The 16,482-nt window shown below is 46.1% G+C and carries 13 protein-coding genes; 2 read left to right on the top strand and 11 right to left on the bottom strand.

The annotated features are described in order from the left end of the window. Positions 1 to 10: 10 nt before the first annotated feature. The 8 genes from B5F91_RS07695 to B5F91_RS07660 all read right to left on the bottom strand — a co-directional run bounded on the left by B5F91_RS07695 (position 11) and on the right by B5F91_RS07660 (position 9,163). Positions 11 to 1,033 (bottom strand): L,D-transpeptidase, encoded by a 1,023-nt coding sequence (locus tag B5F91_RS07695; RefSeq protein WP_087428510.1) that lies wholly within the window; start codon positions 1,031 to 1,033, stop codon positions 11 to 13. 295 nt (positions 1,034 to 1,328) lie between these two features. Then, positions 1,329 to 2,345 carry a porin gene (locus B5F91_RS07690; RefSeq protein ID WP_087428509.1) on the bottom strand — a complete coding sequence of 339 codons (1,017 nt, stop codon included), beginning with the start codon at positions 2,343 to 2,345 and terminating at the stop codon, positions 1,329 to 1,331. A 91-nt stretch (positions 2,346 to 2,436) separates the two neighbouring features. Beyond that, positions 2,437 to 3,030 carry a YigZ family protein gene (locus B5F91_RS07685; RefSeq protein WP_087428508.1) on the bottom strand — a complete coding sequence of 198 codons (594 nt, stop codon included), beginning with the start codon at positions 3,028 to 3,030 and terminating at the stop codon, positions 2,437 to 2,439. A gap of 26 nt (positions 3,031 to 3,056) precedes the next feature. Continuing rightward, positions 3,057 to 3,986, bottom strand: coding sequence for a DMT family transporter (locus B5F91_RS07680; protein WP_087428507.1), 930 nt, complete (start codon positions 3,984 to 3,986; stop codon positions 3,057 to 3,059). A gap of 120 nt (positions 3,987 to 4,106) precedes the next feature. Continuing rightward, positions 4,107 to 5,354: a DUF1015 domain-containing protein gene (locus B5F91_RS07675; RefSeq protein ID WP_087428506.1), complete on the bottom strand. Its 1,248-nt coding sequence runs from the start codon at positions 5,352 to 5,354 to the stop codon at positions 4,107 to 4,109. A gap of 127 nt (positions 5,355 to 5,481) precedes the next feature. Beyond that, positions 5,482 to 6,402: an NAD(P)-dependent oxidoreductase gene (locus tag B5F91_RS07670; RefSeq protein WP_087428505.1), complete on the bottom strand. Its 921-nt coding sequence runs from the start codon at positions 6,400 to 6,402 to the stop codon at positions 5,482 to 5,484. 118 nt (positions 6,403 to 6,520) lie between these two features. Next, entirely contained in the window at positions 6,521 to 7,591 is a 1,071-nt protein-coding gene (gene serC / locus B5F91_RS07665) for a 3-phosphoserine/phosphohydroxythreonine transaminase (RefSeq protein WP_087428504.1), read from the bottom strand. 252 nt (positions 7,592 to 7,843) lie between these two features. Next, positions 7,844 to 9,163 carry a DEAD/DEAH box helicase gene (locus tag B5F91_RS07660; RefSeq protein WP_204244672.1) on the bottom strand — a complete coding sequence of 440 codons (1,320 nt, stop codon included), beginning with the start codon at positions 9,161 to 9,163 and terminating at the stop codon, positions 7,844 to 7,846. A gap of 244 nt (positions 9,164 to 9,407) precedes the next feature. On the opposite strand from B5F91_RS07660, the gene glmS reads away from it, so the two are divergent. Further along, on the top strand, positions 9,408 to 11,252 hold the full coding sequence (gene glmS, locus B5F91_RS07655; protein ID WP_087428502.1) for a glutamine--fructose-6-phosphate transaminase (isomerizing): 1,845 nt from the start codon (positions 9,408 to 9,410) through the stop codon (positions 11,250 to 11,252). Positions 11,253 to 11,371: 119 nt separating this feature from the next. Here the strand turns inward: glmS and B5F91_RS07650 are convergent, their stop codons facing one another. From B5F91_RS07650 to B5F91_RS07640, 3 genes are all read right to left on the bottom strand, one after another. Continuing rightward, positions 11,372 to 12,559 (bottom strand): class I SAM-dependent rRNA methyltransferase, encoded by a 1,188-nt coding sequence (locus B5F91_RS07650; protein WP_087428501.1) that lies wholly within the window; start codon positions 12,557 to 12,559, stop codon positions 11,372 to 11,374. A 112-nt stretch (positions 12,560 to 12,671) separates the two neighbouring features. Further along, a complete protein-coding gene (locus B5F91_RS07645) occupies positions 12,672 to 13,295 on the bottom strand; it encodes a 3'-5' exonuclease (protein WP_087428557.1) in 624 nt (207 codons plus the stop codon). After that, positions 13,276 to 13,926 carry a DUF5063 domain-containing protein gene (locus B5F91_RS07640; protein ID WP_087428500.1) on the bottom strand — a complete coding sequence of 217 codons (651 nt, stop codon included), beginning with the start codon at positions 13,924 to 13,926 and terminating at the stop codon, positions 13,276 to 13,278. Before B5F91_RS07640 ends, B5F91_RS07645 begins: the two co-directional genes overlap by 20 nt. Before the next feature lie 81 nt (positions 13,927 to 14,007). Here B5F91_RS07640 and B5F91_RS07635 point away from each other — a divergent pair, with 81 nt between their 5' ends. After that, complete coding sequence (locus tag B5F91_RS07635; RefSeq protein ID WP_087428499.1) at positions 14,008 to 16,482, top strand: DNA translocase FtsK; 2,475 nt, start codon at positions 14,008 to 14,010, stop codon at positions 16,480 to 16,482.

Below are 16,482 nucleotides of genomic sequence, written 5' to 3'. Positions count from 1 at the left end.
AAAAAAATAATCACTCAATGACCACCACCAGCGTAGCCCCTGCAGGCATACGGTCGAAAACAAACTTAGCGTGTGATGTAGCATTGCGCACACACATGTGCGAACGGGGCGTAGTGCCCAACGACCAACTATATTCTATCATAGCGGTTTGAGGAACATTCACGGGCACTCCATGTATATAAGCACCATTCGTAAACCGCGAAGCGTATGGAGCATAACCGCCTACGCCCGACCCTCCGTCTTTCAAGAACACCATCCGTTCTTTCTTTTCTTGCAACAAGAACATTCCCAACGGCGTTTCCTGAGCATACGGCGGACGATGCACACCTGTCGTAGCCGGATTCATGCTCCGTATAGCCCATTTCCCTCTATCAATCCGTTCCATTGTCGCAATATTCTGGTCTTTCCGGTCTACGAAAATGACATGATGAAACTCTGTGCCTTCGGCAAGCGGCTTCACATAACGCCGGGGCACCAGCCAATCCCCTCCTATCGTAACAGGAACTACGCGAAGAAAATTTCTTTCCTCGCCTTTTAAGCAGACCAATGAGCCATCCCTTCCGTAGCGTTCGGGAACATCCGAATCAGACGGCAAATACAAAGGCACCGACTGATAACGTTCAACACCCAATGTGTCCGACACACGTCCGTATTCATTCCGTACATATATACGCACCAAAGGCGCTTCTTGATTCCGGTTCTTGTAATTGCTAAGCACAGCCCAGCGCACCGTATCCTGCTGCATATTTTCGATAAACGCCAAGCACTTGCGTATCGTTTCCCACTTAAAACTCCGCACCGTATCACCGTAAGGATACACATCTTCCGGTGTATAACGGTCGTAAAGCAAATCTTTAATTAGTTCAATATCCGAAAAAGTAAGTTCAGAAGACGCTCTATCCTCCATCCGCGAAACCATATCATTCATTATTTCCAGTTTCTCAGATACCGGAAAATCAGGCATCTGTTGTTTCTCACATCCGAAAAACGCCAGACAAGCCACGCACACGATAAATAGAACCTTTCTCTTCATAGCCGGCAAGTTAAGGTTTATACAAAGATAAACATTTTTTCTCATTTTCAAAATCTGTTATTTATAGAAATAACACTCGAGAAGAAGAATTTGTTGAAATGCATTAGGGTTCATCGCCCTTCGCACCTAGCTTCATCAGCCTTCGAACCCGTATCCATCAGCCAACGGACTTAAGTTCATTAATCTACACATTATACTATCTCAATACGCCCAATAATATAAAAACAAAAAAGCCTTTCTAGGTGTAACCGCTACAACCAGAAAGGCTAAAACACATGTTTATAAAAGCAAATTATCAGAAGCGAACCATCATTTCTACTACCAGTTTGTCTTGTTCCGATTCTAACGGAATTGCATCGTCATCATAAAAATACTTTTCGTAGTTCAAACGGAGGTCTGCCTGAAACGGTTTTCCGAAACTAAACGTCAAACCACCCGTAATACGCTTGCGCTCATAATCGGTGATAATGTAATCAATTCCATCCTCATCCAGTTCATCACTATTGTTTCCCATATAGTCGAAGCGTGCCAAAAAAGACACTTTCTTGATAAGGCTCTTCTCTTTCTTGATAAAATAGTCGTAATTAATGAAAGCGTCTAACGCCCATACACTTTCAAAAGCAGAATGTGCATAGTCCTTATACATCCCTTCCACCTCGAAATGCCAGTTGTTCCAGTCGTAATACGTACCGATGTCATACATATAAATATTCCGGTCGAACGGACGGATACGTTGCGTACTTAAGGTCAGGTTATACCCCTTGAATGGCATCAATTCCAACTTAGCCGAATACGAAAGTGCCTTATGCCACCCTTTTTGTTCGGTCAATCCCGAACCGCTGAACAATCCGGCTTCTATCGCAAAAGGGAAACCTTCCTTCATCGAATATTTCAACGTAGCACCTGCATCACGCAAACTTCCCATTTGTTTGGCAATAAACGAGCGGTTGGCAAAATATTGCAAATGAGGAGAACGATGCGCGTCAATGGTAAAAGGCACACGCATCTGACCGATAGTAACGTTGAAACCTTTAAGCGGAGTAACCCGCGCATAAGCGTCCAACATCTTGATTACTCCTTCGTCGCAAAGGTCTATTTCGGCTTTATAGCTTACGATAGGAAGTAGATTTCCCGTAGCGCTTACACGAGCATTACGCACTTGAAAACGTTGCGCGTTAGTCGAAGTTTGATATTCATACTTTCCCCGCACCGTACCATGGATTTCGGGGATAGCATCTTTCCAACTGAATTCTTGAGCACCAACCGATGCTACAGAGAGCGCCAACAATAGCGCAGAGAGATATTTTTTCATTTGTCTCTTCGTTTTTTAACCGATGCAAAAGTAAGGGACAAAGATAAAGTAATTATGTCAAATGTGTTACAAATATGTTACATTTCGTATTTCAAACAAACCGTAACGTCTCCACCTTTTCCAATCGCGCACGCAAACGGGGCATTTCGGACTTACGGATACGTAGGCGCATGAAACAATCCATATCGTAGGATTGGCTCACGATTTCAGGCGAATCTTCTTTCACAATCCGCATCACATCGTTCATGAACGGATATTCGAAAGCAAAGCTCACCTCCTCATCTACGGTCTTCTCTATCACTTCGGCTTCTTCCAAGGCTTGTGCCGCCGCAGTACGGTATGCCACTATCAATCCGCTTGTACCCAATTTGATACCACCAAAATAACGCACTACAATCACCAGCACATCGGTCAGTTCCTTCGAGTTGATTTGTCCCAAGATAGGCTTACCCGCCGTACCCGAAGGCTCTCCATTATCATTGGCACGGAAGTTTTTCCGGTCAGCACCTAACATATAGGCATAACATACATGGCGGGCATCGTAATATTTCTTTTGGTAAATATCCAATTGTTCTTTCACCTCTTCAAGGGTGCGTACAGGAAGGGCGATAGCAATAAACTTGCTCCGCTTCTCGGTATAAATGGATTCCGAAAGTCCGGTTATTGTCTTATACGTATCGTCCATGCGTCTCCCCTCCTCTTTTTTATCGGTTAGTGTTGCGGAAAACGATGGCTACGATGAATCACCCGCACCTGAAGCTGATGAATCAAGGCTTTACCCATAATAATGAGGGTAACGGCTACCAAGATAAGCACAATGCCTAATACGATACGGGGAGTAAGCCGCTCGCCGAATACCAACACGCCACAACAAATAGCCGTCAGTGGTTCTAAAGCACCTAAGATTGCCGCCGGAGTAGAACCGATGTAATGGATAGATTTGGTCATTGTCACTAGCGAAATAACGGTAGGGAATAGGGCAAGGCATACCGGATTAATCCACAATACCGGCTGGCTGACCACATCCAATTGGGTACAGAATTTCAGACGTACCACATATACGCTTAAACCAAACAACAAGACATAAAAAGTCAACTTGACAATAGGCATATCTTTCAGAACAGAACGGTTTACACCTATTATATATAAGGCGTATGTAAGCGAGGAAAGGAAGACCAATGCCACCCCTGTCAGGCTCAAAGTCTGTCCGCCTTCGCCTTGATAAAGCAACGAAATACCCGTAAACGCCAAGGCTATGGAAATCATTGTAATCGGAGAAATTTTTTCCTTGAAGAATACCGCCATTAAGATAGCCACCAATACCGGATAAACGAACAAGATAGTAGAGGCAATACCCGCATCCATGTAATTGTAAGACAAGAACAAAGTGAGCGACGAAAAAGAGAAAAGCAACCCCATCACTACTAATGGAAGCACTTCACAACGGCGCAAGGCAAACGATTGGCGTTGCACCACCATCATTACGCCCAACATCACAAGCCCGAAGGCATAACGGTAAAATAACACAGAATCTGCCCCCATGCCATCGGCATAAAGAGGCAAGGCGAACAAGGGATTCAACCCATAACTGGCAGCCGCAATGGCTCCATACGCAAACCCTTTGAATGTAACACGATCCATAAAATCCTATCTGTTTTTCAAAACCGGGTGCAAAGATAGGAGTTTTTAAATGAAGAATGAAGAGTTAAGAATGAAGAATTTCCGTATTTTTGCAATTCTTCATTCTTAACTCTTCATTCTTCATTCAAGCTTGTGGATAACCAATCCCGAACGCAACTTAGGCTCGAACCAAGTGGTCTTGGGAGGCATGATATTGCCCGTATCGGCAATGTCCATCAATTGTTTCATTGATACAGGATACAAAGCCAATGCCATCTTCATCTCGCCACTATCCACCCGTTTCTTTAATTCGCTTAACCCGCGAATGCCACCAACGAAATCAATGCGTTTATCGGAACGTAAATCTTTAATGCCTAAAATCTCATCTAAAATCAATTTCGAAGAAATCGTCACGTCAAGCACACCTATCGGGTCGTTGTCATCATACGTATCGGGATTAGCCGTCAGGCTATACCATTTGCCGTCCACATAAAGCGAAAAGTTATGCAAGGCTTTTGGCTTATAGATTTCCGTACCCTTCTCCTCTACCTCAAAATGCTTCTTCAAAGCATCTATAAAAGCTTGTGGAGTCAATCCGTTCAAGTCTTTCACCACCCGATTGTAATCAATGATTGTCAACTGATTGGCAGGGAAACATACCGCCATGAAGTAATTGTATTCTTCATCTCCTTTATGATTCGGATTTTGCTTGGCTTTTTCCGCACCTACCAATGCAGCCGCTGCGCTCCGATGATGTCCGTCGGCAATATACATAGCCGGCATCTTCTCGAAAGCACAAGTGATAGCTTCGATATCTTCATCAGCATCTATTACCCAAAACGTATGTCCGAACCCGTCTCCCGGAGCTACAAAATCGTATTCCGGCTTCCGCGTTATATATTTCTTCACAATCTTATCCAGTTCCGCATTCTCCGGATAAGCAAAGAATACCGGTTCGATGTTCGCATTATTCACCCGCACATGCTTCATGCGGTCTTCTTCCTTATCACGGCGGGTCAGTTCATGCTTCTTAATATTCCCGTCCATATAGTCGGGCACGTATGCACCTACAACCAGTCCGTATTGAGTCTTCCCGTTCATTGTTTGGGCATAAACGTAATAGCAAGGCTTCTCATCCTGCACCAACCAACCTTTTTCCTGAAACTTCCGGAAGTTCTCCGCCGCCTTTTCATACACACGCGAATCGTGTTCGTCTGTACCTTCGGGAAAGTCGATTTCGGGTTTGATGATGTGATACAACGATTTTTCATTCCCTTCCGCTTCTTTACGTGCTTCTTCCGAATTAAGCACATCGTAAGGACGTGAAGCTACTTCTTCCACCAGTTCTTTCGGCGGACGTATGCCTTTAAAAGGTTTTATCTTTACCATAGTACTCAGTTAATAATTAACAATTAAGAACTAATAGCAGAATTCCTCTCAATGTATATGAATGAATAAACGGCAGATGCATCATACATTTGCCGTTATTCATTATTACCTATCCACTATTAATATTTCATTTATTCACCCGGAACTTCTCGCATCCGTCTTTCAGGAATCCAACAATCTGCTTAGCCGCAGCTATACCTGCATTGATATTAGCTTCGGCAGTCTGCGCACCCATCTTCTTCGGAGTAGAGAAATAGCGTCCTGGGAATTGTTCGGCAAATTCGGCATGATGTACCGGCATGATATCTGTTACGTATTTCAAGTCAGGACGGTCGTTCATCAAACGGAGCAAGTCGGCTTCGTTGATAACTTCCTTACGTGCCGTATTCACCAACAAGCCGTTCTTAGGCATACGGTTCACCAAATCGTAATTAATCGAATTCTTGGTTTCAGCCGTAGCCGGAATATGCAGCGAAATCACATTACATGTCTCATACAAGGCTTCAGCAGAATCTACAGGAATGATACCGTCGGCTTCCATCGCTTCTTTGGGGCAATAAGCATCGTATGCATAAATCTCCATACCGATGCCTTTCGCAATACGAGCCACATTACGCCCTACATTTCCGTAAGCATGAATACCTAACTTCTTGCCTTTCAATTCTGTACCTGACTTACCGTCATAGAAGTTGCGGACAGCCATAATCATCATTCCAAAAGCCAATTCTGCTACTGCGTTCGAATTTTGTCCCGGCGTATTCATTACACAAACACCGTGAGCCGTAGCCGCTGCAAGGTCTACATTATCATATCCCGCTCCGGCACGAACTACAATTTTTAGTTCTTTAGCTGCGTCCAACACCTCATTGTCTATAATATCACTACGGATAATCAACGCATTTGCATCTTTTATCGCATCTAATAATTGTGCCTTATCAGTATATTTTTCCAGCAATGCCAATTCGTAGCCTGCTGCTTCTATCTCTTTACGGATACCGTCTACTGCCACTTTGGCAAACGGCTTCTCGGTTGCAACTAATATTTTCATAGGATTTCAGTTTTAAGTGTTCATTATATCTAATTAGAAACACAGAGACACGGAGACACAAAGAAATCTATTTTCAATAAAAAGACCCTGTGCCTTTGTGTCTCTGTGTTCGACAAAATCAATGTGTCTTCTCAAATTCCTGCATACAGTCTATCAATGCCTGAACGCTTTCTACAGGCAGAGCATTGTAACAAGAAGCACGGAATCCGCCTACTGAACGGTGTCCCTTAACGCCTACCATGCCTTTTTCTGTAGCGAATTTCAGAAAATCGGCTTCCAGTTCTTTATATTCGTCCGCCATTACGAAACAAATGTTCATATACGAACGGTCTTCGGGAGCGGTCACCGTACCGCGGAACATCTTGTTGCGGTCAATTTCAGCATACAGCATATCCGAACGCAACTTGGCACGGCGTTGCATTTCTTCCACTCCACCCTGAGCTTTCAACCAACGCAATGTCTGCAACGCAGCGTAAATAGGCACTACAGGAGGTGTGTTGAACATTGAACCTTTTTCGATATGAGTCTGGTAATTCAACATAGTCGGAATATGGCGTGACACCTTTCCTACCGCATCGTTCTTTACAATAACGAAAGTCACACCTGCCGGAGCCAAATTCTTCTGCGCACCGCCATAGATACAGATATATTTCGACACATCAATCGGACGAGAGAAAATATCTGAAGACATATCTGCTACTAACGGCACATTCACATCCGGGTCAGCATGGAGTTCCGTTCCATAAATGGTATTATTGGTAGTGATATGGAAATAGTCTACATCAGCCGGTACTTCATACCCTTTTGGAATAAATGTATAGTTGGCATCAGCCGAAGAAGCGACTTCTACTACATCACCGAAAGCCTTAGCTTCCTTCATTGCTTTCTTTGCCCACGCACCTGTATTAAGATAAGCGGCTTTCTTTTCCAAGAAATTATAGGGAACCATACAGAACTCCAGACTTGCGCCTCCACCCAAGAACAGCACCGAATAGCCATCGGGGATGTTCAATAATTCCTTAAACAACGCCACAGCTTCGTCTACCACAGGTTGGAAGTCTTTAGCGCGGTGACTGATTTCCATCAACGAAAGTCCCGATCCGTTAAAGTCAAGAATAGCCTGAGCTGTGTTTTCGATCACTTCGCGAGGCAATATAGAAGGTCCCGCATTAAAATTATGTTTTTTCATTTGGTAGTTTGTTTTGGTTAAACAATATCATTAGTTCTTGGATGCGAAGTTAGCAATTATTTTTTGACTTCCAAAAGTTTTATGAATAATTTTATATCAAGAATGGTTTTAGACTTACAAAATACCAACAAGACACCTGTTTTGATTACATATTGACACAAATATGACATTCCGTAAACAATGCCTTTTTGTCAACTATGGCATTTTGTACGGTCTGCCAGCACAAACATGCTGATTTCTGACACAAAGTTATTATTTTGCCACTTCTATCAAAGTTTTTATCCCTTTAATCTTTTCATTTCGTACGAGTTTTAACACTTGTTTAGCCTTATTCCGAGCAATAGCCACAAAAGCATGATGTTCTTTTACGTCTACTTTTCCAATCTCTTCCTTCTGCAAATTGCCTTTTTTCGACAAAAAGCCTACAATATCCACTTTATTGATTTTATCTTTTTTCCCTTTACCTATATATAAGGTAACAAATTCGGGCAAAGGAGGACGAAGTTCCGAATCAGGAAGAACATAAGTCTCCAGCATATCTTCCGACAAATAAGAAGGCAATTCTTCCTCTTGATAAACCAATACATACGCATTCCCTTCAGCTTCCCAACGTGCGGTACGCCCATTACGATGAATAAATCCATCTTCAGACACAGGCAAATGATAATGCACCACATTTCTTATATCAGGGATATCCAACCCTCGTGCAGCCAAATCGGTAGAGACCAAAACCGGACAACTTCCGTTACGGAACTTATACAACGCCCGTTCACGTTCATCCTGCTCCATACCTCCATGAAACGTTTCGCAATACACTTTCATTTCATGCAAGTATTTTCCTACCCGTTCCACACTTTCCCGATGATTACAAAATACTAAAGTTGACTGATTCCCTATGCAACAGAGCAAACGATACAACGTCTCCAATTTATCTTTCAGAGGAGAAACCACCTTATATAAATGTAAACGGGAAGACAAAGAACTTTCCAAAGTAAGAAAATCCAATTTTCTCACTTTGCCAAGCCCCGTAAAACGAGGTATCTCTTCGGCATCGGTTGCTGAAAGCAAAAAACGCCGTTCTATACGAGGCAATTGTCCGAGTACAGCCGACATTTCTTCTTGAAAGCCAAACTCTAAACATTTGTCAAATTCATCAATTATCAGCAAACGTACCGTAGAAGCATCAAAATTCGACTTTTGAAGATGATCATTCATTCTTCCCGGCGTACCGATAATTACCGATGGATTCATATTTTTCATTACCCGATGCTCTTCCATAGCCGGACGTCCGCCGTAACAGCTCATTACATCATACCCCGTTCCCATTGAACGGAACACTTGGTCAATTTGCAAAGCCAATTCACGCGACGGAACCAACACTACCGCCTGTACACCTTTCACATCCGATTTCAAAAAAGAGACCAGTGGCAAAAGATATGCCAATGTCTTGCCCGAACCAGTCGGTGAAAGTAACACAATATCATCTCCTTCCCCGAAAATACGGATAGCGGTCTGCTGCATTTCATTTAATTGCCCGACATGCAAACGGTTTAATATTTCATCAATATTCATCATAAAATTCTGTTTAAACTGTTTTAATCATCTAGATACAAAGATAACATATACAGTCCCATTTGCCAAATTTCATTGCATAAATCTGCAAACGGAATAAAGCCCCTATGTTAAATCTACAAGCAATCTGAACAAATTAAGACATGTAGACAATCAAATGGTACAGAGTTTGTACAATTCAAAATTGTTTTGTAATTTAGCCACGCAAAACAAATACAAATAAAGGACTAAACTCTGAAAAAACATGTGTGGAATTGTAGGATACATCGGTAAGCGACAGGCTTACCCTATCTTGATTAAAGGATTGAGACGACTAGAATATCGCGGTTATGATAGTGCGGGAGTCGGATTGATAAGCAGTTCAGATAAATTGAACATTTATAAAGCCAAAGGCAAAGTATCAAACTTAGAGGAAACCGCCGCGCAAAAAGACGTGTCGGGCTGCATCGGTATCGCCCATACACGCTGGGCGACTCACGGAGAACCGTGCCAAGCCAATGCTCATCCGCATGTTTCACAATCGGGCAACCTCGCATTGGTGCACAACGGCATCATCGAAAATTATGCCGCCTTGCGCGACCAACTCAGGGAAAAGGAATATCGCTTCCAAAGCTCGACAGATACGGAAGTGTTGGTACAACTGATTGAGTTCCTGCAAGAAACGTATCAAATAGACTTGCTGAAAGCCATGCAAATCGCCCTTCACCGCGTAATCGGCGCATACGCCATTGCCATCATCGACCAACGCCATCCCGACCGCATTATTGCCGCACGCAAAAGCAGCCCGCTGGTCATCGGCGTAGGTGACGGAGAATTTTTCCTTGCGTCTGACGCTACGCCCATCGTAGAATATACCGACCAAGTGGTTTACCTGCAAGACGGAGACATCGCCGTGCTGGAAGCGGGCAAGCCCTTGAAAGTGGTGAACTTGGAAAACGAACTCCAGCCTGCGGAAATCAAGAAAATCGACATGAACATCGGGCAGTTGGAGAAAGGCGGATTCCCTCACTTCATGCTGAAGGAAATCTTCGAACAGCCCGAATGCATCAACGACTGCATGCGCGGTAGAGTCAACCCAGAAACGCACGAAGTGGTGCTTTCGGCGGTAAACGACCACAAGGGACGCCTCCTGAACGCCCGGAGGTTCATCATCGTGGCGTGCGGCACCTCGTGGCATGCCGGACTCATCGGGAAGCAGCTCATCGAAACGTTTTGCCGCATCCCCGTAGAAGTGGAATACGCTTCGGAGTTCCGCTACCGCAATCCGGTCATCGGCGAAGAAGATGTCGTAATCGCCATATCCCAGTCGGGCGAGACCGCCGATACGCTTGCCGCCATCGAACTTGCCCAAGCGAAAGGCGCATTCGTGTATGGCATCTGCAACGCCGTAGGCTCGTCTATCCCCCGCCATACCGACTCAGGCTCGTACATCCACGTAGGTCCGGAAATCGGGGTCGCATCTACCAAAGCCTTTACCGGACAAGTGACGGTGCTCACCATGCTTGCCTTGACATTGGGGCGCGAGAAAAATCTCATCGATGATAATACCTATACACATATCATTGATGAACTGATACGGATTCCCGACAAGATGAAGGAGATTTTAAAGCAAAACGAAAGCATCGCCCGGCTTTCGCGCGTCTTCACCTATGCACACAATTTCCTGTATTTAGGACGTGGATATAGCTATCCCGTAGCCTTAGAAGGCGCGTTGAAGCTAAAGGAAATATCCTACATCCATGCCGAAGGCTATCCAGCCGCCGAAATGAAGCACGGACCCATCGCATTAGTAGACACGGAAATGCCCGTAGTGGTCATTGCCACCCAAAACGCGATGTACGAAAAGATAGTAAGCAACATTCAGGAAATCAAAGCCCGCCAGGGACATATCATTGCCTTGGTAAATCCCCACGATACGGTTATCCGCAAGTTGGCGGACGAGTGCATCGAGATTCCCGAAACGTTAGAGTGCCTGGAACCCTTGATAACGACTATCCCCTTGCAATTATTGGCGTATCATATAGCCGTATGCAAAGGGAAAGACGTAGACCAGCCGCGGAACTTGGCGAAATCGGTCACGGTAGAATAAAAAAACACATACGGCTTCATCGGCTAACGAAGCAGGGTTCATCGGTCATTTTATCCAGCTATATTGACCGATGAACCCTGCTTCGTTTTTAAATGAAATTTTTTACCCGATAAAAAGCATTATTCCACATATAGCACCAATCCTTTCAGGTACTCGCCTTCGGGATGGTAAATATTTACCGGATGGTCGCCCGGCTGGGTCAGCTGATGCAGGATGCGGACACTTCTTCCCGCTTGGGCAGCCGCGGTAAATACCGCATTGCGGAAATTCTCTTTCGTCACCACTTGCGAACAAGAGAACGTGAACAAGATGCCTCCCGGACGAATCTTCTCGAACGCTTTCGCATTCAGCTTGGTATAACCTCGCAAGGCATTGCGGAGGGCATCCCGGTGTTTGGCAAAGGCGGGCGGGTCGAGGATAATCAAATCATATTGGTCGCCCATCCGGTCGAGGAACTTGAAAGCGTCTTCTGCGTATGCCTGATGGCGCGGGTCGTCGGGGAAATTCAGCTTCACATTCTCGTTGGTCAGGTCGATTGCCTTCGCCGAGCTATCCACCGAATGCACTAAGTTCGCCCCTCCACGCATGGCATAGAAAGAGAATCCGCCGGTATAGCAGAACATGTTCAGCACATTCCGTCCTCGGGCATAGTGCTCCAGCAAATGGCGGTTCTCGCGCTGGTCGACAAAGAAACCCGTCTTTTGCCCCTTCAACCAGTCTACGTGGAACTTCAGCCCGTTCTCCGTAGCTACATTATCGGCACTTCCTCCCTTGATGAACCCGTTCTCCCTTGCCAGCAAATCCGCCTTAAAAGGAAGGGTGGTCTCCGACTTGTAGTAAATGTTCCGGACCGTATCTCCCATCACCTCGGTCAGGGCATCGGCTATCTCCATGCGGCATACGTGCATTCCAGCCGAATGAGCCTGCATCACCGCCGTGCTTCCATACACGTCAATAATCAGTCCGGGCAGGTTATCTCCCTCACCATGCACCAAACGGTAAGTATCGGTTTGCGGATTGCCTATCAAGCCCAACGCCACGCGCAAGGCACGGGCTGACGCCAATTTGCGTACCCAAAAAGCACGGTCGATTGTTTCTTGCACGAACGACAACACCCGCACGGCAATGCTTCCTATCTGGAAATGCCCGCATGCGATAAATTCTTTCTTCGATGTATATACATCCACCACTTCCCCTTCTTCGGGTTCTCCTTCTACACGGGCAATGGCTCCCGAGAAAATCCACGGATGGAAACGCTTCAACGACTCTTCCTTTCCGGATTTCAAATAAACTCTTTTGTATGACATAAACCAGTCTATATAATGTATCAGCTTAGAAACGCGGATTAGCGCAGATTATTTTAATTATAAATATAAATAACATCTGCGCAAATCTGCGTTTCCTTTATCATATTCATTACTATTCTTCCTCCACTTTCTCCACCCGGTAATTCCCGTGGCTACGGAGTTCCTCTAAATAATTATAAATCTCCACACATGCCCATGCATCGGTGGCTGCATAGAGCTGCTGGGCTTCGGTCAGCACCTCCGCCTCCCAATTCGACAAGCGTTGCGCCTTTGATATTTTCTTGGCAAAGAGCAAGGCGTAAATCTTCTGCAAGCTCTTTTCCTCGATGCCGAAACGCGGCACATAGTCCTGCAGCTCAATCCAATTCCCGTCACGCGGGTCTCCCTGATTCCTTTTGCGCAACATCGCGAAGTCATCACGCAAGGAAAGCCCTACCTTCAGCACGCTGTTCTGCAAGAACTCCTCTAAAAAATCAGGAAGCCCCAAACGGTTCAGGCGGAACAAAAAACACGTGTCGTGCGTAGCTATCTGCAAGAGTGCCACCTTATGCATCATCCCCCGCTTGAACGAAGGGCGCGTCTCCGTATCTACCCCCACAATCGAATGGGTATTGAGATACTCTACCGCCTTCCGTGCCTCGGGCTCGGTATAAACCACAAAGATGCGCCCGGGAAAACTCTCTTTCGGCATCTCGGACACTTCTTTTTTCAATATTTTATTTCGTAGTGTAATCATCATAATCCTCATCTTCACCGGTTTCCAAACCTTCGTATAAATCATCTTCCGTATAATCGGCATCCGCATCAAAGACAGGCGATGACGCTCCGTCTTCCTCTTCCGCCTCGGAGCGGCTATTGTATTTCACATCGTGCAGGGCACGCATGGCATTCAACAAACGCTGCCCCCAAAACTCTTCAAAATGTTCCCGGCATACCACCAAGGCATCGTTCATCGTCCGGTCCAGCCCTAACTGATAGACGCAAATGAAATCCTTCACCGGCTGATAGATGTCCGCCAAGCTCTCGGATATCGTCTGGCGGATAGGGGTATCACTATATGCCATATCGTCTAAAAACACATCTAAGTAATCATCGTTCCCGCCCATCAGTGCAGCCACTCCGGCACGCACCCGCTCGTAATCACCTTCGGTCACGAACGTCTCAGGGTCGAACTCGTCCATGCGCTCCGCATATTCGGGGAGCAACGATGCCTTCAGATACAACAAGGGAAGCAACTTCAAGGCTTTGTCTACAAACGAACGGCGCTTCATTTCGCCCGTCCGCTCCAAGAAACCGCAAAACTCCGCGGCAACGGTCACAAACTCTACCGTATTCTTATCGTAAATAGCAGATGTATTCTTTTCCATAACGAAATTTGATTGCGGCGCAAAAATAATAAAAAATATTCGTACATTTGCGTTTGATTTTTACTATTTCCCTATTCGATTATGAAGAAAAAGACAGAAACTACAGAAAACGAGGAAAAACGAATTTCCCCTTCGAAGGTGATAAAAGCCGTAAAAGGCGAAACCATACATTTTATTATCGGATTGCTTTGCGTCATATTCGGCGTGTATATGCTGTTGGCATTCACGTCTTTCTTCTTTACGGGAGGAAGCGACCAAAGCATCTTGGCGCATCCCGACCCCGGAGAATTGCTTGAAACCGGAAACCATATCCAGAACTATGCCGGAGCACGCGGGGCGCAACTCTCGCAATTCCTGATAAACGATTGCTTCGGAATCCCGGCATACCTGATAGCCGTATTCCTTATCGTGGCAGGCATGAAGCTGATGAAAGCCTACCGGTTCACGTTATGGAAATGGTTTGTAAGCTGCTCGGTACTCATGGTATGGCTTTCCATTACGTTAAGCTTCGCTTTCGGAGGCACGTTCCAAGATTCTTTCCTCTATCCGGGAGGCTTGCACGGGTATAACGTGAGCTTATGGATTTGTTCCCAAATCGGTGCGCCGGGGCTTATCCTTGCCTTGCTTGTCACCCTGATTCTCATCGCCGTATTCTTTACCCGCGAAACCATGCAAATCGTGCGCAAAGCCTTGCATCCTACCCTTCCGGCACGAAGCAAGAAGAAAAATCCCACGGAAGAGACTCAGCTTGCAGAAGAAGCTCCATCCGCTGATAACGCTTCCCCCGAGCCGATACAGGAAAAGCCAGCCGAAAATCCGCCGTATTCCGACCCGAAGCCCGTAGAAGTGGAACTCGACCCCATAGAAACCCCTAAGGAAGAACCGTGCGCCTACATGCAGGAAGAACGGAAAACGTCCGAAGAAAAGCAGACCGCTCCCGTTAAAGAAGAAGTACCGGAAGAAAAGCCCGGCGAACCTACGTTCGAAATCGAGCATACACCGGAAGAAGAACTTGCATCGGAACGCGGGGCATTAGACCAACCCTATAACCCCCGCTTAGACTTAGAGCACTATCACTTCCCTACCCTCGACCTGCTCAATCCGTACAACGACCATGAGCCTTCGATAGATATGGAGGAACAAAACGCCAACAAGAACCGCATCATCCAAGTGTTGCGGAGCTTCGGCATCGAAATCAGTTCAATCAAAGCGAGCGTAGGACCCACTATCACCCTTTACGAAATCACTCCGGCAGAAGGTGTACGCATCAACCGCATCCGGAACTTGGAAGACGATATAGCCTTGAGCCTTTCGGCATTAGGCATCCGCATCATCGCGCCGATACCCGGAAAAGGCACCATCGGTATCGAAGTGCCGAACGCCAGCCCGCGCATTGTCCCGATGAGCTCTATCCTGAATAGCAAGAAATTCCAGGAAACCACGTTCGAACTTCCCGTAGCCTTAGGCAAAACCATTACGAACGAAGTGTTTATGGTCGACTTGGCGAAAGCTCCCCACATGTTGGTAGCAGGTGCCACCGGTCAGGGTAAATCGGTCGGGCTAAATGCCATTGTCACCTCCTTATTATATAAGAAGCATCCCAGCGAATTGAAATTTGTCATCGTCGACCCGAAGAAAGTAGAGTTTGCCATCTATGCGCCGATTGAGAAGCATTATCTGGCGAAATTGCCTGACTCGGATAGCGCCATCATTACCGATGTGACCAAAGTGGTGCAAACCCTCAATTCGCTTTGCGTCGAGATGGACACCCGCTACGATTTGCTTCAGAAAGCAGGATGCCGCAACATCAAGGAGTACAATGCCAAGTTCATCAACCGCCAGCTGAACCCGGAGAACGGACACCGCTTCATGCCGTATATCGTGATTATCATCGATGAGTTCGGCGACCTGATTATGACCGCGGGGAAAGAAGTGGAACTCCCGATATGCCGCATCGCCCAATTGGCACGTGCCGTAGGCATCCATGCCATTATCGCCACCCAGCGTCCGACCACGAACATCATCACCGGAACTATCAAAGCGAACTTCCCGGCACGTGTAGCCTTCCGTGTGGCTTCGATGATGGACTCACGTACCATTCTCGACCGCCCCGGAGCGCAACAACTCATCGGTAAGGGAGATATGCTTTACTTGCAAGGCAATGACCCGGTGCGTGTGCAATGTGCTTTCGTAGATACACCCGAAGTAGAACGAATCGTGAAATACATCAGCCAACAACAAGGCTATACCAATGCATTCTTCTTGCCGGAATCCGAAGACGACTCGGAAGGAGGAGGAAACAGTGCCGATGTTGACATGAACCGTCTCGACCCCTATTTCGAAGAAGCCGCCCGCCTGCTCATCTATCACCAGCAAGGCTCTACCTCGCTTATCCAACGCAAGTTCTCTATCGGATACAACCGTGCGGGACGCATTATGGACCAATTGGAACGTGCGGGCATCGTAGGTCCGGCAAACGGAAGCAAGGCACGCGAAGTGCTCTGCATGGACGAAAACGACCTCGCCATGCGCATGACTAATTTAAAAAACCAATAA

It is taken from the genome of Bacteroides sp. An322, from assembly GCF_002161765.1.
Classification (GTDB): Bacteria; Bacteroidota; Bacteroidia; order Bacteroidales; family Bacteroidaceae; genus Phocaeicola; species Phocaeicola merdavium.
The sequence above is the reverse complement of the archived record's forward strand: the minus strand, read 5'-3'. Positions and strand labels throughout refer to the sequence as shown.